This is a genomic window from Nonomuraea sp. NPDC050691, from assembly GCF_040654455.1.
Classification (GTDB): Bacteria; Actinomycetota; Actinomycetes; order Streptosporangiales; family Streptosporangiaceae; genus Nonomuraea.
This window is the reverse complement of the sequence record NZ_JBFAIA010000067.1, coordinates 1-18,388: the sequence shown is the minus strand read 5'-3', so window position 1 is coordinate 18,388 and position 18,388 is coordinate 1. Positions and strand designations below refer to the sequence as shown.

Annotated in this window: 22 protein-coding genes, 1 other RNA gene and 1 pseudogene; 8 read left to right on the top strand and 16 right to left on the bottom strand. The window is 71.0% G+C overall.

The window, feature by feature from the left end; all coding sequences use genetic code 11:
* Nucleotides 1-87: 87 nt before the first annotated feature.
* The 3 genes and pseudogenes from AB0H81_RS23525 to AB0H81_RS23515 form a co-directional block, all read left to right on the top strand.
* Nucleotides 88-237: pseudogene (locus AB0H81_RS23525) on the top strand (hypothetical protein); the annotation flags it as partial.
* Between the two features lie 161 nt (nucleotides 238-398).
* Entirely contained in the window at nucleotides 399-605 is a 207-nt protein-coding gene (locus tag AB0H81_RS23520; RefSeq protein ID WP_358378282.1) for a hypothetical protein, read from the top strand.
* Entirely contained in the window at nucleotides 602-1,471 is an 870-nt protein-coding gene (locus AB0H81_RS23515) for an FAD-dependent oxidoreductase (RefSeq protein WP_358378233.1), read from the top strand. The genes AB0H81_RS23520 and AB0H81_RS23515 overlap by 4 nt, the downstream gene beginning before the upstream one ends.
* Here AB0H81_RS23515 and AB0H81_RS23510 read toward each other — a convergent pair.
* From AB0H81_RS23510 to AB0H81_RS23480, 7 genes are all read right to left on the bottom strand, one after another.
* On the bottom strand, nucleotides 1,428-2,384 hold the full coding sequence (locus tag AB0H81_RS23510) for a hypothetical protein (RefSeq protein WP_358378230.1): 957 nt from the start codon (nucleotides 2,382-2,384) through the stop codon (nucleotides 1,428-1,430). The two genes, AB0H81_RS23515 and AB0H81_RS23510, sit on opposite strands and share 44 nt — an antisense overlap.
* Nucleotides 2,385-2,424: 40 nt before the next feature.
* Nucleotides 2,425-3,273, bottom strand: a complete 849-nt coding sequence (locus AB0H81_RS23505; protein ID WP_358378227.1) for an ABC transporter ATP-binding protein — start codon at nucleotides 3,271-3,273, stop codon at nucleotides 2,425-2,427.
* Nucleotides 3,270-3,692 carry a GntR family transcriptional regulator gene (locus AB0H81_RS23500; RefSeq protein ID WP_358378224.1) on the bottom strand — a complete coding sequence of 141 codons (423 nt, stop codon included), beginning with the start codon at nucleotides 3,690-3,692 and terminating at the stop codon, nucleotides 3,270-3,272. Before AB0H81_RS23500 ends, AB0H81_RS23505 begins: the two co-directional genes overlap by 4 nt.
* A 359-nt stretch (nucleotides 3,693-4,051) precedes the next feature.
* Nucleotides 4,052-4,852 (bottom strand): aminoglycoside phosphotransferase family protein, encoded by an 801-nt coding sequence (locus AB0H81_RS23495; protein WP_358378221.1) that lies wholly within the window; start codon nucleotides 4,850-4,852, stop codon nucleotides 4,052-4,054.
* A gap of 306 nt (nucleotides 4,853-5,158) precedes the next feature.
* Nucleotides 5,159-5,515, bottom strand: a complete 357-nt coding sequence (locus AB0H81_RS23490; protein ID WP_358378218.1) for a maleylpyruvate isomerase N-terminal domain-containing protein — start codon at nucleotides 5,513-5,515, stop codon at nucleotides 5,159-5,161.
* Between the two features lie 18 nt (nucleotides 5,516-5,533).
* Nucleotides 5,534-5,830, bottom strand: a complete 297-nt coding sequence (locus AB0H81_RS23485; RefSeq protein ID WP_358378215.1) for a hypothetical protein — start codon at nucleotides 5,828-5,830, stop codon at nucleotides 5,534-5,536.
* Nucleotides 5,831-5,951: 121 nt separating this feature from the next.
* Complete coding sequence (locus AB0H81_RS23480; RefSeq protein WP_358378213.1) at nucleotides 5,952-6,950, bottom strand: SDR family NAD(P)-dependent oxidoreductase; 999 nt, start codon at nucleotides 6,948-6,950, stop codon at nucleotides 5,952-5,954.
* Nucleotides 6,951-7,031: 81 nt separating this feature from the next.
* Between AB0H81_RS23480 and AB0H81_RS23475 the strand changes: the two genes are divergently transcribed.
* Nucleotides 7,032-7,634, top strand: coding sequence for a helix-turn-helix domain-containing protein (locus AB0H81_RS23475; protein ID WP_358378210.1), 603 nt, complete (start codon nucleotides 7,032-7,034; stop codon nucleotides 7,632-7,634).
* A gap of 428 nt (nucleotides 7,635-8,062) precedes the next feature.
* On the opposite strand, the gene AB0H81_RS23470 is transcribed toward AB0H81_RS23475, so the two are convergent.
* From AB0H81_RS23470 to AB0H81_RS23455, 4 genes are all read right to left on the bottom strand, one after another.
* Nucleotides 8,063-8,734 carry a DsbA family oxidoreductase gene (locus AB0H81_RS23470; RefSeq protein ID WP_358378207.1) on the bottom strand — a complete coding sequence of 224 codons (672 nt, stop codon included), beginning with the start codon at nucleotides 8,732-8,734 and terminating at the stop codon, nucleotides 8,063-8,065.
* 98 nt (nucleotides 8,735-8,832) lie between these two features.
* Nucleotides 8,833-9,195, bottom strand: coding sequence for an antibiotic biosynthesis monooxygenase (locus tag AB0H81_RS23465; RefSeq protein WP_358378204.1), 363 nt, complete (start codon nucleotides 9,193-9,195; stop codon nucleotides 8,833-8,835).
* A gap of 182 nt (nucleotides 9,196-9,377) precedes the next feature.
* Nucleotides 9,378-9,779, bottom strand: coding sequence for a VOC family protein (locus AB0H81_RS23460; protein WP_358378201.1), 402 nt, complete (start codon nucleotides 9,777-9,779; stop codon nucleotides 9,378-9,380).
* 15 nt (nucleotides 9,780-9,794) lie between these two features.
* Nucleotides 9,795-10,130, bottom strand: a complete 336-nt coding sequence (locus AB0H81_RS23455) for a hypothetical protein (protein WP_358378198.1) — start codon at nucleotides 10,128-10,130, stop codon at nucleotides 9,795-9,797.
* 30 nt (nucleotides 10,131-10,160) lie between these two features.
* Here AB0H81_RS23455 and AB0H81_RS23450 point away from each other — a divergent pair, with 30 nt between their 5' ends.
* Together AB0H81_RS23450 and AB0H81_RS23445 are read left to right on the top strand one after the other, a co-directional pair.
* Nucleotides 10,161-10,508: a LysR substrate-binding domain-containing protein gene (locus AB0H81_RS23450; protein ID WP_358378195.1), complete on the top strand. Its 348-nt coding sequence runs from the start codon at nucleotides 10,161-10,163 to the stop codon at nucleotides 10,506-10,508.
* Between the two features lie 17 nt (nucleotides 10,509-10,525).
* Nucleotides 10,526-10,903: a tyrosine-type recombinase/integrase gene (locus tag AB0H81_RS23445; RefSeq protein ID WP_358378192.1), complete on the top strand. Its 378-nt coding sequence runs from the start codon at nucleotides 10,526-10,528 to the stop codon at nucleotides 10,901-10,903.
* Between the two features lie 29 nt (nucleotides 10,904-10,932).
* Here AB0H81_RS23445 and rnpB read toward each other — a convergent pair.
* The 5 genes from rnpB to AB0H81_RS23420 form a co-directional block, all read right to left on the bottom strand.
* Nucleotides 10,933-11,326: RNase P RNA component class A (gene rnpB, locus AB0H81_RS23440), an RNA gene on the bottom strand.
* A 154-nt stretch (nucleotides 11,327-11,480) separates the two neighbouring features.
* A complete protein-coding gene (locus AB0H81_RS23435) occupies nucleotides 11,481-12,017 on the bottom strand; it encodes a DUF1697 domain-containing protein (protein ID WP_358378189.1) in 537 nt (178 codons plus the stop codon).
* Between the two features lie 366 nt (nucleotides 12,018-12,383).
* Nucleotides 12,384-13,664 (bottom strand): bifunctional RNase H/acid phosphatase, encoded by a 1,281-nt coding sequence (locus tag AB0H81_RS23430; protein WP_358378187.1) that lies wholly within the window; start codon nucleotides 13,662-13,664, stop codon nucleotides 12,384-12,386.
* Nucleotides 13,661-14,401 carry a C4-type zinc ribbon domain-containing protein gene (locus AB0H81_RS23425; protein ID WP_358378184.1) on the bottom strand — a complete coding sequence of 247 codons (741 nt, stop codon included), beginning with the start codon at nucleotides 14,399-14,401 and terminating at the stop codon, nucleotides 13,661-13,663. The genes AB0H81_RS23430 and AB0H81_RS23425 overlap by 4 nt, the downstream gene beginning before the upstream one ends.
* A 2-nt stretch (nucleotides 14,402-14,403) precedes the next feature.
* The gene (locus AB0H81_RS23420; RefSeq protein WP_358378181.1) at nucleotides 14,404-15,204 is read right to left on the bottom strand and encodes a Nif3-like dinuclear metal center hexameric protein; all 801 of its coding nucleotides are present in this window, start codon (nucleotides 15,202-15,204) and stop codon (nucleotides 14,404-14,406) included.
* Between the two features lie 188 nt (nucleotides 15,205-15,392).
* On the opposite strand from AB0H81_RS23420, the gene AB0H81_RS23415 reads away from it, so the two are divergent.
* Both AB0H81_RS23415 and AB0H81_RS23410 read left to right on the top strand, forming a co-directional pair.
* The gene (locus AB0H81_RS23415) at nucleotides 15,393-16,838 is read left to right on the top strand and encodes an NAD(P)/FAD-dependent oxidoreductase (protein WP_358378178.1); all 1,446 of its coding nucleotides are present in this window, start codon (nucleotides 15,393-15,395) and stop codon (nucleotides 16,836-16,838) included.
* A gap of 125 nt (nucleotides 16,839-16,963) precedes the next feature.
* Nucleotides 16,964-17,992 carry a dipeptidase gene (locus AB0H81_RS23410; protein WP_358378175.1) on the top strand — a complete coding sequence of 343 codons (1,029 nt, stop codon included), beginning with the start codon at nucleotides 16,964-16,966 and terminating at the stop codon, nucleotides 17,990-17,992.
* The last annotated feature ends 396 nt before the right edge of the window (nucleotides 17,993-18,388 follow it).

The following is an 18,388-nucleotide window of genomic DNA, read 5'->3' as shown; positions in this document are numbered from 1 at the left end:
CCCACACTGCGCCGGTGCGGGGAACAGCGCCCCCAGGCGTGATCACCTGCGACTGTGCCGCTGGTACCGCCCCCCGCGTGTGCGCCGATGCCCGTTCGGGGCAAGGATCGGAGGTCGAGCACGGATCCGAGGGGCGGGAGGCCGAGGGTGGAGCTGACCGGCCCGCCGGCGGAGGCCGGCTGGGAAGCGCATCGCCCCGCCGTCTTCGGCGCGGCCTACCGCATCCTCGGCACCGTGGCCGAGGCCGAGGACGTGACGCAGGAGGTCTGGTTGCGTGCCGCCGCCGCCCAAGTGATCATGGACGAGTCGCTGAGCACCGCGATGCTGGTGGTCATGGAGACGCTCCCCCCGCCGCGGTCGAGGAGCGGCCCCGGGCGTCCAGGGCCGAGACCGAACGCGTGCTCAAGGCGTTCAGGGCGGCCACCGACGCGGGCGACATGGCCGGGCTCGTCGAGCTGCTGCACCCCGCCGCCGTCTACGTCGCCGACGGCGGCGGCGAGGTGACCGCCGCGCGCAGGCCGGTCCGGGGCGCCGAGACATCGCCCTGCTGGCGGTCAGGCAGATCGAGATCAGGCGTCCCGACGCGTTCCAGATCATCGAGGTGAACGGGCACCCGGCCCTGGCGACCTACGTCGGCGGCGAGCTGGTCTGGCTCGACACCGTGGAGATCGCCGACGGGTGGAGCGCGGCGGGAGCGGCGCTGGCACGCGGGGAGGCGGACCTGCGCATCACGCTCGTCGCGCCGGACGAGCACCTGGTGCTGCGGCCACGTCTGTACGAGCCGGAGCCGGACCTGGCCAAGGTGGAGCTCAGCAGGATCCTCGAACCGATCGGCGTCGAGCACCTGCGGGCCCGGGTGAGCAGGATCGACACCGACCGCCACGTGGTGGTGGCCGACGGCCAGGAGGTCGGCTACGACCGGCTGGTGCTGGCGGCGGGCAGCGAGCTCGTACGGCCCCAGGACCTGCCCGGCGCCGAACGGCTCTTCGACATCGACACCCTGGCCGGCGCCCGGCGGCTCACCGGCCTCCTGCGCGACCGGGAGGACTACTCCGCCGTGGTCGTCGGCGCCGGGAAGATCCTCGCCGCCGCCGGCCGCGTCTCCGTCGAACTCCCCTTCACGCCCGCCGGTCCCGGCACGATCCGCTCCTCGATGTGGAACGCCCCTCCCCTGGCCAGGTCCTCGTCGGTGAGCGTGCCCCTGTCCGGCGCCTCGGGCCGGACAGGGGAGCATGTCCGAGGTGATCGACGCGGGGATGTACTCGTGGATCAACGGCAGCGCCGCCGCCAAACCGCCGTCCGGTGGCGCTGCGCACCCTCAGGTGTGCACCATCATGGGCGGGGCCGGGCGCGTGGATCGAGCGCTACGTGGCGGACCTTCCCCGCCACATGGCGGGTCCGGCACGCCGCGTACGATGGCCCACCCCTCACACCCGGCGGCGCGACGTGCGATGAACGGCCACGCCCGTGAAGGCCAGCGAGCCCACGGCCAGGATGGCGGCATCCGTCCACTGGAACCTCCAGAACCGCGTCGCCGGATGGTGGTAGACGGCGTACCGGTACCCCTTGCCGAACAGGCACCGTTCGTACGCCTCCTGGTTGCGGCTGCTCTGCCCCGTGTCGGGACGGCGCGCGCACACGCCCGCGGGCGGCGACGACAGCTCCGTCCCCGAGGGGTCGAGCCAGGCTCCTCTCACCAGGCGGTCGTCGCCGGCCTCCAGGACGGTGCTGGTGGACAGCACGGTACGCACCGGCTCGGCGTAGTACGCGCTCAGCTTGAACAGGACCGGCATCGTCAGCGCCATCCCCGCCACGACCAGCGCCATGGCCGGCAGCGTACGCCGGAACAGCGCGCCCCCGGCGACGCCCATCGCGAAGGCGTACAGCCACCACGCCGCCGGCGCCACGCCCACCATGTTGAACACGCCGATGTTGCCGAACCAGTCCTCCCGCTGGAGCACCGGCCGCCAGAGGGCGACCATCGCCGACAGCAGGAGCCCTCCGGCGGCCACCAGCCCGCCGAGCACGCCGAGCTTGACCGCCATCCAGCGGCGCACGGACACCGCCTGGGTCCACGCCAGCTTCTGCGTGCCGCGTTCGTACTCGCGTCCCAACAGCGGCGCGCCCCAGAAGACGCCGACCAGCGCCGGTGCCACCAGCGGCATCCAGCCGAAGACGGTGTAGACGGCGTCGTACCGGTCGCTCAGTGCTGTGGCCAGGTCCCAGCAGGCCGCGGCGCGGCCGGGGCATCCGGGAGGCGCGTGGCCGGCCACGTACAGGCGGGCCTCGACCGCGGAGCCGAGCAGGAGCAGGCCCAGCGCGGCCAGCAGCCCGCCGGTGAGGAGGATCTGCGCCCGATGCTGGCGCCACGTCAACCAGATCACGCCGTCACCTCCGCGAGCCACGCCGGCCAGGTCAGCCGCGTCATACCGGCACCTCCGAGAGCCGGGGCAGCGCGGACGCCTCCGGGCTGCGCAGGTAGGCCATGACCAGCTCGTCCAGGTCTGCCTGCCGGACGTTCCAGCGCGGGTCGAGCGCCTGCGCGCCGCGCACCAGCAGCCGGACCTGCCGGCCGGTACGGCTCTCCTCGATCACCTGTGCCCCGGCCGGCGGTTTCAGCCCGTCCGGTCCCGAGAGCACCAGGTGGCCGTCCAGCAGGTCGTCGATGTCGCCGCTGACCTGGACCCGGCCGCCGTTCAGCACGATGAGCCAGTCGCAGGTGTCGTGGAGGTCGGCGACGACGTGGGAGGAGATGAGCACCGTCGTCCGCCGCTCGGCCACCTCGCCCATGAGCGCGCGCATGACGTCGTGCCGGGCCAGCGGGTCGAGGTTCGCGAGCGGCTCGTCCAGCACGAGCAGGTCGGGACGCCTGGCCAGCGCCAGCGTGAGCGCCACCTGTGCCTGCTGCCCGCCTGACAGGTCCTTGACCTTCCGCCGGGGCGCGATGCCCAGCTCGGCGAGCCGTCTCGCGGCGTACGCGCCGTCCCAGCGGGGGTTCAGGCGGCTGCCGAACGTGAGCGTCTCGGCGATCGTGAACGTGTCGTACAGGGGCTTGTCCTGGGCCATGAACGCCACGTCGCCGACGACCGCCACCGTACCGCTCTGCTGCGTGAGCAGGCCGGTGACGACGTGGAGCAGCGTGGTCTTGCCCGCGCCGTTGGGGCCGACGAGCGCGGCGACCCGGCCGGACGGCACGGACAGGGAGCAGTCGCGCAGCACCCAGCCGCGCCGGTGGCGGACGCTCAGCCCGCTGATCGTCAGAGCGGCCGTCACGCCGTCTCCTTTCCAGCCGCGGCGGGTCCGCCCCCATCGGCTTTGTACGTGTCGGCCATCGCCAGGGCGAACAGCGTCTCCATGTCGTCCCGGTCGAGCCCGGCCCGGCGCGCCTGCCGTACCCACTCGTCGAGACCGCGGCGCAGAGCGGCCTGGTCGGCGAGCCGGACGCCGCCGAGGGAGCGCTGGACGAACGTGCCCAGCCCCGGCCTGCCCTCCACCAGGCCCTCCCGTTCCAGCTCGCGGTACGCCTTGAGCACGGTGTTGGGGTTGATCGCCAGGGCGTCGACCACCTCCCGCGCGGTGGGCAGCCGGTCGCCCGGCCGCAGCGTGCCCAGGCGGAGAGCCTGTTTGACCTGGTGGACGAGCTGGAGGTACGTCGCCACCCCGGATCTTCGGTCCAGGTGGAACTCGATCACGCGACCAACACCCTTTCACTAGATAAGTAGTGAAATAGTGTTGGCTTGATCGTTCTTTGTCAAACCATCCGCTTTGAGGGCGCCCCCATGGGCCGCGTGCAGTTGTCCGCCTCGCTCTGGTACACGGCGGCGTCGCTCCTGATCACCCTCCAACAAGCGGCCGGGGCCCGGTGACTCCAACACCGAACCCCGGCCTATGACCCGGCTACCTGCCTACATCAGGAGCCAGGCCATGAGCCATCACCCTTCCACACCCACGATCACCGAGGAAGCGAATCCCGCCGAAGGGGTTCGGCCGAAGCGCATCAGGCGCTTCTTCACCAACCCTTTCCGCCACCGCCGTAGGCGTGCCGTGCCGCTCACTGAGCGGCCCGTGGACGCGGGTACAGGAGCCGGCGGTCGAAAACAGCCCGTTGCTCGTTGAGGTAGGCGGCATCCGCGAGGTACTGAAGGTGGTGCCCGTCGGCCAAGTGGCCTGCGAAGGCCGTGTTGCCGGCGGCGGCTTGGGCGTGCATGAAGTCCACCAGGGCGTGCAGGCGGGCGATGATGGTGTCGACCAGGCTCGTGAGGTCGGCGGCGTCGAGCCCGTAGCGATCGCAGAACAGGCGCGCGCGGCGGGCTTGTTCTTCTGCCGTGCCGAAGCCGGCGGCGTTGGCGGGTGCGGTGGTGGGGGCCCAGCGGTAGACGGCGTAGGCGACGTCCCAGAGTCGGGGGCCGGGATGAGCGGTGTCGAAGTCGATGATCCCGACCACCCTGTCACCGTCGAGGACGCAGTTGTGCGGAGCGTAGTCGCCGTGGCAGATCACCTCGACGGGCAGGCGAGCGGGGAGCATCCAGCCGCCGGTCACGTCGCGGGCATATTCCACGGTGGTGTCATGGTAGGAGCGCAGCAGCTCGGCGGCGCTCTCCAGCGCCTGCATGGAGGCGGCCGCAGGGGTGGCCGGGTAGTTGCTGACCTCACCCGGCAGGAAGTCCAGGATCTCGAAGCCGTCGTCGGTCACCCCATGGACCGCAGGCGACGCGGTGAAGCCCCGCGCCCGCAGGTGCCGCAGGAGTCCGTGGACCGCGGGTGACCACGGCCCGGTCGGACGTTGCACGGTCGCGCCGATCCTCACCACCTCGTTGACGCCGCCGCCAGCCAGGACCTCCCGATCAGGCATCTGTCGCCCTCCCCTTGTGGTTTCGCTCCTCGCGTGTACGACCCGGACTCGATGACGACGAGGACGGCGCCGAGAAGTGACGGCCTCAGGTGCCGACCAGGCGCGCCGATCAGCTGGTGAGCCACCGCCTTGGCCAGCCGCTTCGCAGCCGTGACGGTCTGCTCCTACTCATCCGGATCCCAGGCGCTGAGCTGCTCGAAGAGACGTCGGTCGCCGTCGAGCCTCAGGGAGCTGATCGGGATACGGTCGTACAGGATGAGGACCAGCTCGCTGGCCGTGCCCCGAGCGGAGGCGGCGGCGGGGCACCTACGGTGATCTGGGCGTCGTACGTGTGCACCGCCATCTGCTGGAGCTGGTGCCGAGCCACGGCACCGGAGGTCTGCGGCGCTCCGCGGACTCCGCCAACCAGGCCGGCAGGGCCTCACGCTCCCGAGGCACAGCCGGGGCGCCCTCCGCTGCGGACTTGGCCGGAGCAGGCCCTGCGGCGACGGTGGCGGCCCAGTCGCGGCGCCCCTCGCCGATGTGCTGCGCCAGATCGAACAGCGTCCACTCGGGGCAGGTCGGCACCTGTACGTCGAGGCTGGGCGCGGAGGCCACCGCGGCGCGGAAGGCAGTCGACCGTTCCTCGATCAGTCGCAGCAGACCGGGGAACTCGAGTCTCATGGTCACCCGGACTCTCTATCACTGCGTTCCGACAATCGGACAGCGGTTATCACAGCCGCATCGCGGGCGAACCCTGCGGCAGAGGCAGGTCGGCCAGTCCCCGCTCAGGATCTCACCTGGCAGATCGACACCCTCAAAGCCGTTGGCATCCCCGAACGTCGTGACCTTGGATCGCCTGGGACGCGACATGCGCGAGTGTCTCAAGGACCAGATTCCGGTGGACACCAGCGTGCCCGGCCCGGCCGCCGACATGGCGATCGCGCTGCTGGCGATGTTCGCCCACAACGAGCCTCGCTCGTTCAGCCGGAATTTCATCCTGAGGATCATTGAGGGAGAAAGGTGCCTCCGACCTGCGATGATCGGATTGCCCAGCAGACCCCCATCCGTCCCCGGACCGCGTGACTGAGCACGCGGTCCGAGGACGTGGTTCATCGCGTCATGCGGAGGCCGCGTCGGAGTGGACTCCCTGGTCAAGCAAGGCGTTGATCATCTCCTGGAGTCGGTCGCGGCCGACGGTGCCGAGCGCGCCGGTCAGGGCCTGGGCGAGCTTGTCGAACGGGTCGTCCATCGGCAGCTCCTTCACCTTCTCGGCCAGTTCCTGCACGCTCCACAGGCCGTCTTTGTGGATGTGGCCGCCGAGGGACCAGCCGTGGTTGATCGCGACCGTTCCGCCCCGCACCGACAGCACCTGGCCGGTGAGCGGGCAGGCTGCGCCGGCCAGGTAGGCGGCAACGGGTGCGCAGGCGGCCGGGTGCAGTGGGTCGAACCGGCCCGCCGGCGGTTCCTCGCTCATGCCTGGAACGGCGAGAGTGAGGCGGGTCCGGGCCATGGAGGGCGAGATGCAGTTGACCCGCACGCCGTACCGGCCGAGTTCGAGGGCGGCCACGGTGGTCAGCGCCGCGACCCCGGCGTTGCCTGCCGCATAAGAGACCTGCGCGGGCAGCGGGTTGAGCAGCCCGGAGCCGGAGGAGGTGTTGACCACGGCGCGGTCGGTGTGGACCCCTGCCTGATACCGGTCGCGCCAGTGGCGGGCCGCCCAGTGCGTTACCGCGAAGGTGCCCTTCAGCTTGACGGCCACGACGTCGTCGAAGTCCTCCGCCGACAGGTCGGTCAGGCCCATGTTCCGTTCGATGGTCGCGTTGTTGACCACGACGTGCAGGTCGCCGAAGGACTCCAGGGCCGTCTCCACCATGCGGCGGGCGCCGTCCCAGTCGGTGACGCTGTCGGTGTTGGCCACGGCCTGTCCGCCGTGGGCAGTGATCTCTTCGACGACCTTCGCGGCTACGCCGGCGTCGCCGCCCGTGCCGTCGATGGCGACGCCGGGGTCGTTGACAACGACCTTGGCGCCTTCGGCGGCGAAGAACAGCGCCTCTTCCCGCCCGATGCCGCGTCCTGCTCCGGTGATGAGGACGACGCGTCCGTCCAGACTCCCCATGAATGATCTCCCTCACTGACTGCAGTCTATGTAGTGATTCACAGTATGCATTAATTCGCAAGGTGCAATAGACTGCCCTGCGTGGTGGAGAAGCACGGACTGCGAGAGCGCAAGAAGCAGCGCACCCGGCAGGCACTGATCGAGGCGGCGGTGCGCCTGTTCGAGGACAAGGGCTACGACCACGTGACGGTGGCCGAGATCGCCGACGTCGCGGAGGTGTCCCCCCGCACCTTCTTCCTCCACTTCCAGGCCAAGGAGGATGTGCTTCTGGCCAATGCCGACGTGCGCGTCGATCTGGCGCTGCAGGCGATCGCCGAGCGCCGCGCCGGGGAACGGCTGCCCGAGGTGCTGGTGCGGGCGATGGAGCAGATGATCGCCAATACCTGGGACAGCGACCTCCCCAGCGGGCTCGCGGCACTGCGGGCACGGCTGGCGGCCTCGGTGCCGGCGCTACAGGCCCGGCTGCTGCAGCGATACCTCACCGCGCAGGCCGAACTGGCCCAGGCGCTGCAGCGGGCATTCCCCGACAGACTCGACACGATCACCGCCTCCGCACTGGTCGGCGCGATGGTGGGCGCGATCAGCGCATCCGCACTGACCGCGCTGCAGCGCGGCGACGGACCCAACGAGGTACGGAACGCCATGCGGCAGGCCATGGCCTTGGTGGCGCGATCCGTCACCTGACCACGTCCATCCCAGCCATGATTCGTCCGGAACTGCGCGATGAGCCGCCAAATCTCCTGTGAGCGGGGATTTCGATGCGCCCCCTGCTGGTCCTTCCGAGCTCCACGCCGAGACCGGTGTAGCAGGCTGATCAGGTGTGTGACCCTGACGGTGACGACTGGCCCGTTTCGATCAACGCCTCATCATCCGTGTCTTCGCGCGGGGCTCCCGGGCCGACACGGCCTGGTCGGACAGCGTCACCACCTCATCGACCTGGTCGATCGCGGACTGCGTGACCACCGCCGGCTGACCCCTCCCCGGTCGGCCCGGTCCCGGTTACCGTGAAGCCATGAACGGGCCCGGCGCAGGAGTGAAGCCATCGCCGCCGCCGGCGCAGTTGACGGTGACCGCGCGGGAGGAACCGTGCGGTCATTTGGGATCTTGCAGCCTCATCCGGAAGACGCCATACCGACCTGACCAACCGCCACGCCATGGTCCGCGCCCGCGACATCGACGACCACAAGCGCGAGACCGACCTCCAGGGCGCCGGCCCCGGAGACCGGCGGGCGGCCGTCGATCACGAGACTGGGCACGCCGGTGATGCCGTGCTCTGCCGCGCGGCGCCGGTCGGCGCGTACCTCGTCGGCGTAGTCGTCGCCGTCCAGCACAGTGCGCACCTCCCTGGTGTCCAGCCCGGCCTCGCCGCCGAGGCGCTGCAGGACCCGCGGGTCGGCCACGTTGTCCCCCTCGGTGTGGTAGGCGTGCAGAAGCAGCTCCATCATCTGGTCGGCCCGGCCGCGGTCGGTGGCCAGCTTGACCAGGCGGTGCGCGTCGAAGGTGTTCACCGGGCGGGCCAGATGCAGGTTCAGCTCCAGACCTTCGGCCGCGCCCAGCGACCGGATCCGGGCGATGCGGGCGGGCGCCTGCTCTCCCCACCAGCCGGCCATGGCCTCCGCGGCGGTCGGCCCGGGCGTCCGGCCTTCATCCGGCGCGAGCTCGTAGGCGCGCCAGACGATCTCGATGCTGTCGCGGCCGGGGTGCTGCGCCAAGGCGGCCGTCAGGCGTCTCTTGCCGATGTAGCACCAGGGGCACAGTACATCGGCGTATATCTCAAGCTTCATGAATGTCCCGCACAGTGATCGTGGTTGATGGAGCGAGTTCGGCAACCCGGTGACGAGCTGCCGACGGGCACAGCCGCCCGCCGCCAGGGATCGGCCGATCAGGCATCGAGGCGCTGCGGCCCAGGACCGACCTCGCGGACGACGGTGTAGGTGGGCACGCCGGTCATGCGGGGTTCGGCCTTACCGGACAGGCCCTCCAGCGCCTTGTCGATGGCGGCCATCCGGCCATCGGTGTCGGAGGTCTCCACAAAGTGGCGGTAGTCCGCCTCGCTCGCCCAGTGCACGATGTTGTACACCCGGGTCCCGTCGGTGCTCACATGGAAACGAGCCGAGCGATATCCGGGATAGAAGCGCACCCACTGCTCCTGGATCTCCGCGAACGCCTCCACCAGCTCACGCTGTGTGTCGAAGCCATCAACGGTGTAGTCGATGATCGAATAAAAACCGGCAGTGGTGCTCATGACACATTCCTCAAGGTCGGATGCAGGGGCGAACGCCCCGGTCGCCATCGTGCAAACTCAACCGCACTTGAGGTCAACCGCCCAGATCACGGGTCGGGGTGGGGGGTTGTCGTACCGGCCGGAGCGTGTACACCACCCACCCGACGACTCAGCACGACGAAGGTGTGGCAGGAACAGCGACGCTAACTGTGGCGCGTCACCGCCAAGGTGCGCAGGACGCAGAACTCGTTGCCCTCGGGGTCGGCCATGACCACCCAGCTTCGGTCCGGGCCTTGGCCCACATCCGTCTGGGTGGCGCCGAGGCCGAGCAGCCTGGTCACCTCGTCGTGGGTGCTGCCGTCGATCGGGCTGACGTCGAGGTGGAGCCGGTTCTTCACCGTCTTGCCTTCGGGCACCTGGATGAACAGCAGGGTGGGCGGCATCTGGCGGGCCAGGACCTGCTCGACGGTCGGCTCCCAGGAGCCGATCTCGACCTTGCCCTCGTTCCGGTCGATCACTTCGAAGTCCAGGACCTCGCACCAGAAGGCCGCGAGTCTCTCCGGATCGTGGCAGTCGACGGCCAGCTCGGTGAGTCTACTTGTCATGTCTCTCCCTGTGTTTCAAGGCGTTCCGAACCATGCGGCAAGTGCCTCACGCAGCGAGGGCGAGGCGCTGTCCGCGGATTCGTCGAGGCCGGCGGCCCAGGCGACGTGGCCGTCCGGGCGGATGAGCAGTACGTCGGCCGGTCGGTCGTCGGTCTTGGCGGTGTGGATGTCGAGGAGATCCCGCCAGTCCTGGGCGGTCTGGCGGAGCTCTGGGCGGTCGGCCAGGTCGAGCAGGACGGGCCGGGCGGTGTGCATGAGCTCGGCGACGCTGGTGATGCCTTCGTCGGTGTGCAGGGTGAGATCGGGGGCGAAGGTGCCGGCCAGCGGGCACCGTGTGGCGACCGCCAGCACGCCCCCCCGCGCGCGTCGGTCTCGCTGGAGATGATCTTTGACTTCCAGCACCCGCACGCCGACACCGGGCCCGGCTACTGGTATGACGCCTACGTCCCGCGCCTCACCCGGCGGGGCCGTCAGATCGAGCGCGGCCCCGTGGTGGGGGACGCGGAAGAGGCCATGACCCTCGCCAGCATGGACGGGCTCGTCGTGCTCTTCCCTGCCCACGTCGCCCGCTACTGGGCACGGCCGGACATCGCCTACCTGCCGGTCACGGATCTGGAGCCGCTGCCGTACGCGCTGGTGTGGCGCAGCGAGGCGGAGAGCGAGCCCATCCGGGCCCTTTCCGGGGTCATCCGCGACCTGGGCCCTCTCCCGTCGGCCCCTGCCCCTTGAGGTGGCGTCCTCGGACGGTGTCAACAGCTCGACGAGGTAGGTGCCGTGAGTGGATCTCAGGCGGCCTCGATGGCGGGCGCCAAGGCCGGGTCGTCAGCGCGAGATCCCCCGGCGATCCTCGTTCGGGGACTGCCGGCGCGAGGCCGTCGAGAAGGCCGAGCGTCCCCAAGGGGACGCGGTGCCACGACCTCCGCCACTACTACGCCTCGACCCTGATCGCGGCGAACCTCAACCCGAAGAGCATCCAGCGCCGTCTCGGCCACGCCACCATCAGCGAGACGTTCGACACGTACCGGCACCTGTTCCCCGGCGACGAGGACCTCGGGCGCGGCGCGATCGACGCTGAGATCGAGAAAGACCTGGCGGAACAGAGCCGGAACAAGAAGGAAGCATGAACCCTCACCCCCTGGTCAGAGGGGTGGAAGTGACGAGCCGGCCTGTAGGCCGGGTTCTGTCCCTCGTTTCCGAAGGGGCGACCATCCATCTAGGGCCGCCGTTGCCGGCGGCCTCAAGCGGTCTACCCGCGCGGCTCGGGCGGGCAGCCCTCGAACGCCGCACGCGGGACGCTCCGGAGAGCGTCCCTTCTTGACCTTGCTCCGGGTGGGGTTTACCGAGCCGCCCACGTCACCGTGGGCGCTGGTGGTCTCTTACACCACCGTTTCACCCTTACCTCCCGCGGACGGGAGGCGGTCTGTTCTCTGTGGCACTGTCCCGCGGGTCGCCCCGGGTCGGTGTTACCGACCACCCTGCCCTGTGGAGCCCGGACCTTCCTCGGCGAGCCCCGCGAAGGGGCTCAACGCGGTCGCCCGGCCGGCTCGTCTGCCTGTGACCCTACCAAAGCGTCCGGTATCCCAAGGCCCGGTACGACGGCATCGAGGCGGTCACACCCGGTCAGCCGAGCACGACGTCCCGGGGCGAGCCCGCCGGCCGGAGCGGGCTGCGGCTGGAGAGCGCGCGAGATCCTCGGGACGGTCAGCCGTTCGGGTTGGTCTCGGCGATGGTGAGGAGCCGGGTGACGGTGTTCCAGTTGCGCATCGTGGCGGTGCCGTCGTCCGTCTTCGCGGCTGCGGCGAGCAGCTTGGAGTTTCGTATGCCGTCCGCCAGCCAGAAGTAGGACTCGCGCTCGTCGAAGTGGAAGCGCTCCGGCTCGAAGTCGGCGTGGGCGAAGGTCGGCGGCGGGGCCGGGGCGGCGCGGAAGGACACGAGGTAACGCGTGCCGTCCGTCGCCACGTCGCCGAACGGGTCGGACTCGACGACAGCGCGAAGTTCGCCGACCGTCCGCAGCACGCAGGCGATCGGGAAACCGGCTCGCTCCGCCAGCCCGGCCTCCATCAGCGGGCCCAGGGTGGAGGGCGGTTCGTCGCTGTCGAGGACGACGTTGCCGCTCTGCAGGAAGGTCCGGACCCCGGTGCAGCCCAGCTCGCCCAGCCAGCCTCGCAGGTCGGTCATCGACACCCGCCGCCGCGAGCCGAGATTGATTCCGCGCAGCAACGCGACATGGGTCGGCACGGCTCTATCTTGCCCCGGCGGTCTGGGGGGCGGTCAGGAGGGGCCATGGCGGTGCCGGTCAGCGTACTGATGGCCGCGCTGAGGGCTGTTGTTCGTCTTCCGGCAACCATCCCGCGGGCCGAGCCGGCGATCCGTGGCGACAAGCCGCACTGCCTGGCGTTCCACTTCTATCAGGACACACCCGAGGACCGGGAACGCCTCCCACGCCGGAGCGGACGCCACTGCCGGGGCGTGGCCGGATGCGCCTGCCGCACCGGGCCGGTGAGGCGATGCGGCTGGCGATCAGTCCCCGGCTCAGCGTGGGAACTGCCAGGGCCTCGGCCTTCTGCTTCGGACGGCCGAAGTCGGTGCCGACCGGCGCGCGGTTCAGCGAAGGTGCGCGGTGTCGTTGAACGACTTCACCACGCTCCGGCCGTCGGCGTAGTGCTCGACCAGCGACAGGCACGCGACGTCGAGGTGCATCCGGTACAGGGCCTCCGGCGGGGCCATCAGGGCGAGCCGCAGCAGCGTCTTGATGGGCGTCACGTGCGAGACGACCAGCACCGTACGACCCTCGTAGCGTTCGAGCAGCCGGTCACAGGCGCGCTGGACGCGTTCGGCCACCTGCGTGAAGCTCTCGCCCCCGGGAGGCGCCACGTCGGAGTCGGCCAGCCACCGGGTCAGCTCCTCCGGCCACCGGCGCTGGACCTCGGTGAACGTGTGCCCCTCCCACGCCCCGAAGTCGGTCTCCCTGAGGTCGTCGTCCACCTCGACGGGCACGCCGGTCTTCTCCGCGACCGCCTGCGCGGTGCGGCGGGCGCGCGCGAGCGGGGAGCACACGATGGCGTCCAGCCGGTACGGCGGGCGGGACAGCCGCTCGGCGGCGGCCGCGGCCTGCGCCAAGCCGTGGTCGGTGAGCTCGGGGTCACCGAGACCGGAGAAGCGGCGCTCGACCGAGAGCGGGGTCTCGCCGTGGCGCAGGAGCAGCAGGGACGTGGCGACCCGGGTGGGCGGCGCCCAACCGGTGCCCACGCCTTCGGACCGGCCGCCCTGGCGCTGCTGCTCGGCGGCGACGGACGCCGTGGGGGCCGAGAGGTCGAGGAGGTCGGTCTGGTCCCCCGAGCGGCCGGCGGGCCGTACCGCGCCGCCACGGGCGGCATCACCATGAGACGCGGCACCGCGGGCCGCCGCGCCGGACGCCTTGGAGGCGCCGGCCTCGCCGGCGGGGGACGTGGAGCGGGTCCAGGGGAGGCCCTTGGCGGCGGCGTCCATGGCCTCGTTGGCCAGGCGGTCGGCGTGGGAGTTGCGGGCGCGGGGGATCCACGTCCACTCGGACACGCGCAGCCGCCGCGCCAGTTCGGCCGCCTCGACGGCGAGCGGGCGCAGCCCCTCGTTCTTGATCTTCCAGCGGCCGGCCATCTGCTCGACGACCAGCTTGGAGTCCATGCGCACCGCGACCGACGCCCCCTCACCGCCCACGTCGAGGACGGCGCGCAGGCCGGCGATCAGCCCGCGGTACTCGGCGACGTTGTTGGTCGTGACGCCGATGGCCTCGGCGACCTCCGCCAGCACCTGGTCGTCGGAGGCGTCACGGACCACGGCGCCGTAACCGGCGGGTCCCGGGTTGCCGCGCGAGCCGCCGTCGGCCTCGATGACGTACGACGTCACAGGCCGGACTCTGGGGTGCGGACGAGGATGCGGCGGCACTCGTCGCAGCGCAGCACCTCGTCATGGGGGGCGGCCTTGATGCGGTTCATCTCGGCGATGGACAGCGCGACCTTGCAGCCCTGGCAACGGCCGCCACGCAGCATGGCGGCGCCCACACCGTACTGCTCCTTGAGCTTCTCGTAGAGCCCGAGCAGGTCGGCCGGGATGTCGCCGACGACGGTGGCGCGGCGGTCCTGGGTCTCGCCCGCCTCCTTGTCGATCTCGACGAGGGCGGCGTCGCGGCGGTCCTCGGCGGCGGCGCGGGTGGCGGCGACCTCGTCGAGCTTGGCGCGCAGGTCGGTGACCTTGCTGTCGGCGGCCTCCCGCCGTTCCATGATCTCCAGCACGACCTCTTCGAGGTCGCCCTGGCGCCGGTGCAGCGAGGCGATCTCGGACTGGAGGCTCGCGAGGTCCTTGGGCGAGGTCACGGCGCCGGAGTCGAGCCGCTTCTGGTCACGCTCGGCGCGGGCGCGCACGGTGTCGACGTCGCTCTCGGCCTTGGCCTGCTCACGGGCGAGGTCGCCGGCCTCGGTCTCGGCCTCGATCACCTCGGTGGCGAGCTTGGCGTAACGCTTGGACTGCTCCTCGATCTCGGCCAGCTCGGGCAGCGTGCGGCGACGGTGGGCGAGCCGGTCGGCGACGGAGTCGAGCTCGGCCAGGTCGAGGAGTCGCTTCTGGGCGTCAGGGGCTGCTTTCATGATCAATATCCTCTTGTCCAAGCATCGGTGACCGTGGCGGAGACGCGCGTCTCAACGTTAACGCCACCGCCGTGCAGGATGGACGCGGCGCCGCCCAGCCACGGCCACTCGGTGGCCCAGTGGGCGGCGTCGATGAGCGCGGGACCGCCGGCCTCGGCGAACTCGCTGGCCGGGTGGTGCCGCAGGTCAGCGGTGAGGAACGCGTCGACGCCCGCCGCGCGGGCCGTCTCCAGCAGCGAGTCGCCCGCTCCCCCGCTGACCGCCACGCGGGCGACGCGGCGCGACGGGTCGCCCGCGACGCGGATGCCCCACGACGTCTTCGGCAGGCCGTCGGCCACCGCGACCGCGAACTCCTCCAGCGTCACCGGCTCCGGCAGCTCCCCTACGCGTCCGAGGCCGCGCCACGGGTCGTCCGGGAACGGCCGGAGCGGCACCAGGTCGCCCACCAGGCCGACGGCGCGGGCCAGCGCGTCGGAGACGCCGGGGTTGGCGACGTCGGCGTTGGTGTGGGCGGTGTAGAGGGCGATGTCGTGCTTGATCAGGGTGTGGATGAGGCGGCCCTTGGGCGTGTTCGCGGCGACCGTGGTGGTGCCACGCAGGTAGAGCGGGTGGTGGACGACGATCAGGTCGGCTCCCCACTCGACGGCCTCGTCGAGCACGGCCCTGACCGGGTCGACCGCGAACAGCACCCGTGCCACCGGCTGGGCGGGGTCTCCGCAGACCAGACCCACCGCGTCCCACGACTCAGCCCGGGCGGGCGGGTAGGCCGCCTCGAGCACCCCGATCACCTCTGCCAGCGTCACTGCAGCCACCTCGGCAGACTATCGGGAACGGGGGGCGTCCCGTCCCCTGCCACGGGGCCACTCGCGGGGCTCCGCGCGACCGCCGTCCGGCGCGTGACCGGGCTGTCGTACGGCGAGCGGCCGGGCTGTCGTACGGCACGGGCCCGGCGTACCGTAAGTGGGTCCTGACATCCGTCGAGGAGGCATGGATGGCACCCAGGGTCGCGATCATCGGGGCGGGGTTCGGCGGGCTGTGCATGGCCATCCGCCTGGAGCGGGCCGGCATCACGACGTACACCGTGTTCGAGAAGGCGGGCGACCTCGGCGGGACGTGGCGTGACAACACCTATCCGGGCGCGGGGTGCGACATCCCCTCGCACCTGTACTCGTACTCGTTCGAGAAGTACGGGAGCTGGACGCGCCGCTATCCCAGACAAGCCGAAATCTTGGCCTATTTGCAGCATTGCGCCGATAAATACGGCGTCAGGCGGAAAATCTGCTTCGACACCGAGGTCGTGGGCGCCGCCTTCGACGGCAACCGCTGGCAGGTGACCACCGCGACCCGTTCCGCCGCGCCCTCGACCGAGGCGTTCGATGTGGTGGTGACCGCTATGGGCCAGCTCAACCGCCCCAACCTCCCCGACATTCCGGGAATGTCGGGCTTCGCGGGCACATCGTTCCACTCCGCCCGCTGGGACCACAGCCACGACCTCACCGGCAGGCGGGTGGCCGTGATCGGCAACGGCTCGTCCGCCGCCCAGCTCGTCCCCCACGTCGCCCGGGCCGCCGGGCGCCTGGAGGTGTTCCAGCGCACCCCGAACTGGGTGATCCCCAAGCCCGACGCCGCGTTCGGCTCCCGGACGAGGCTCGCCTTCCGGTACGTGCCGGGCGCGCAGCGCGTCTACCGTGAGTGGATCTACCGGTACGCCGAGACGACCCTGTATCCGGCTCTCGCCCAGGGCTGGAGCGCCGACCTGTTACGCAGGCGCGCCCTCGGGCACCTGCACCGCCAGGTGCCGGACCCGGGCCTGCGCGCCAAGCTCACCCCCGGCTACCCGCCGGGCTGCAAGCGCGTCGTCATCGACAGCGCCTTCTATCCCGCCCTGACCAGGCCGAACGTGGACGTGGTGACCGAGAAGATCGTCCGGGTGACGCCGGAGGGCGTCGAGACGGCCGAGGCTCTCCACCCGGCCGACACGATCATCTACGCCACCGGTTTCCGGAGCACCGAGTTCCTCGCGCCGATGAGCGTCACCGGCCGCGACGGGCTGACCCTCGCGGAGCGGTGGAGTGGCGGCGCGGAGGCGTACCTGGGGATCTCGGTGCCCGCCTTCCCGAACCTGTTCCTGCTGTACGGGCCCAACACCAACCTGGGCCACAACTCGATCGTCTTCATGCTGGAATGCCAGGTGAACCACGTCATGGCCTGCCTGCCGCACCTGACCGCGCACGGGCCCATGGAGGTGCGGCCGGAGGCGATGGCCGCGTGGACGCGGCGGCTCGGCGCCGCGATGGAGCGGATGGTGTGGCAGGACGGCTGCCGGAGCTGGTACAAGACGGCCGACGGCCGCGTCACCAACAACTGGCCGGGCACGACCACCCTCTACCGCAGGCTGACGTCCCGGCCGCCGCGCGCCGCGTACCGCCACGTGTGAGCCTGCACGACTTCACCGAACATCATCCCCGGCGTTGTCCACAGCCCACGGAGCTCGCACGGCGTCGTCCACAGGTCGCGCACGCGCATGGTCTCCGCCGGGCCCCGGGCGGTAGCGTCCCGGACATGAGCACATCCCTCCACCAGCGGTCCGTCGTCGCGGACGCCCACAACGACCTCCTCATGGCCGTCTCCGCCCGGCCGCCGGAGCGATGGGCCGCCTTCTTCCGCGAGCAGTGGCTGCCGCAGCTCCAGGAGGGCGGGGTCAATCTCCAGGTGCTACCGGTCTTCATAGACGACCAGTACCGGCCCGAGGGGGCGCTCCGGCAGACGCTGCGCATGATCGAGTGCGCGCACGTGATCGCCGAGGGCAACGCCGACCGGGTGGCGCTCTGCCTCACCTCGCGAGACATCGACGAGGCGCTGGAGTCCGGCCGGATCGCGCTGGTCCTGGCGCTGGAGAGCATGCCGGGGCTGGACGCGAGCGTGGAGCTCATCTCGACCGCGTACCGGCTGGGCGTGCGGATCGCCTCCATCGCCCACTTCGGCCGCACGCCGCTCGCCGACGGCAGCGGCGAGGACGCGACCGGCAGCGGGCTGACCTCGCACGGCGTCGCCGCGCTGAAGGAGATGGAACGGCTCGGCATGGTGTTCGACGTGTCGCACCTGGGCGCGTCCGGGGTGACGCACGTGCTGGAGCTGGCCACCAGGCCGGTCATGGCCACGCACTCGTCGGCCCGCGCGCTGCGCGACCACCACCGCAACCTCACCGACGACCAGATCCGCGGCGTGGCGGCCACCGGCGGCGTCATCTGCGTGAACTTCTTCGCCCCCTTCCTCACCGAGGACGCCCGGGCCGCGACGCTCGACCACGTCCTCGACCACATCGAACACATGGTGGGCGTGGCGGGCGTCGACCACGTGGGGCTCGGGCCCGACTTCATCCGCGAGGTCATGACGGACCTGACCCCGCCGTGCTGCGAGGACCTCGAGCCGAGAGGCGTGGACGTGCTGGCGGCCGTCCCCGGCCTGGAGGGACCCAGAGGGCTCCCGTTGGTGACCGAGGGCCTGCTCGGACGCGGCCTGCCGGAGAAGGACGTCGCCAAGATCATCGGTGGCAACCTGCACCGGTTCATCGGCGAGCTCCTCGCCTGATCGGGGAGAGGGCGAGGCCGACCTGACGGTCGTCGTCACCGGCTGACTCCAGGGCTGGAGCCGGGCCGGTCCGGGGGGAGTGCCGGCTGATCGGCTCCGAGGGTTGTGAGTGCCACATCGGCGGTAACGAGTTGATCTTGCTAGCGGTTCGGCGACAAGTGGCGCTTTCCGCTGATCGCAGGGCTACTTCCCGTAGCCACGCCTTTCGCGATCCTCTACGACGAGGAGGTCGCCTGCCGAAGACGCGCTCCCGACCCCTTCGAGGGCACAAAGCGGGCGGTGACGAGCGGGTCGGCGCGCGCCCTCGCGATCGCGGGCCACCTCCAGCCGGCGCGTGCCCTCGCGATCGCGGGCCACCTCCAGCCGGCGCGTGCCCTCGCGATCGCGGGCCACCTC

Coding starts and splice junctions, on each gene's coding strand:
- AB0H81_RS23495 (WP_358378221.1), bottom strand. CDS start 4,852: ATGCCTGATCGGGAGGTCCTGGCTGGCGGCGGCGTCAACGAGGTGGTG.
- AB0H81_RS23490 (WP_358378218.1), bottom strand. CDS start 5,515: ATGAGACTCGAGTTCCCCGGTCTGCTGCGACTGATCGAGGAACGGTCG.
- AB0H81_RS23485 (WP_358378215.1), bottom strand. CDS start 5,830: ATGAAATTCCGGCTGAACGAGCGAGGCTCGTTGTGGGCGAACATCGCC.
- AB0H81_RS23480 (WP_358378213.1), bottom strand. CDS start 6,950: ATGGGGAGTCTGGACGGACGCGTCGTCCTCATCACCGGAGCAGGACGC.
- AB0H81_RS23470 (WP_358378207.1), bottom strand. CDS start 8,734: ATGAAGCTTGAGATATACGCCGATGTACTGTGCCCCTGGTGCTACATC.
- AB0H81_RS23465 (WP_358378204.1), bottom strand. CDS start 9,195: ATGAGCACCACTGCCGGTTTTTATTCGATCATCGACTACACCGTTGAT.
- AB0H81_RS23460 (WP_358378201.1), bottom strand. CDS start 9,779: ATGACAAGTAGACTCACCGAGCTGGCCGTCGACTGCCACGATCCGGAG.
- AB0H81_RS23450 (WP_358378195.1), top strand. CDS start 10,161: ATGATCTTTGACTTCCAGCACCCGCACGCCGACACCGGGCCCGGCTAC.
- AB0H81_RS23425 (WP_358378184.1), bottom strand. CDS start 14,401: ATGAAAGCAGCCCCTGACGCCCAGAAGCGACTCCTCGACCTGGCCGAG.
- AB0H81_RS23415 (WP_358378178.1), top strand. CDS start 15,393: ATGGCACCCAGGGTCGCGATCATCGGGGCGGGGTTCGGCGGGCTGTGC.
- AB0H81_RS23410 (WP_358378175.1), top strand. CDS start 16,964: ATGAGCACATCCCTCCACCAGCGGTCCGTCGTCGCGGACGCCCACAAC.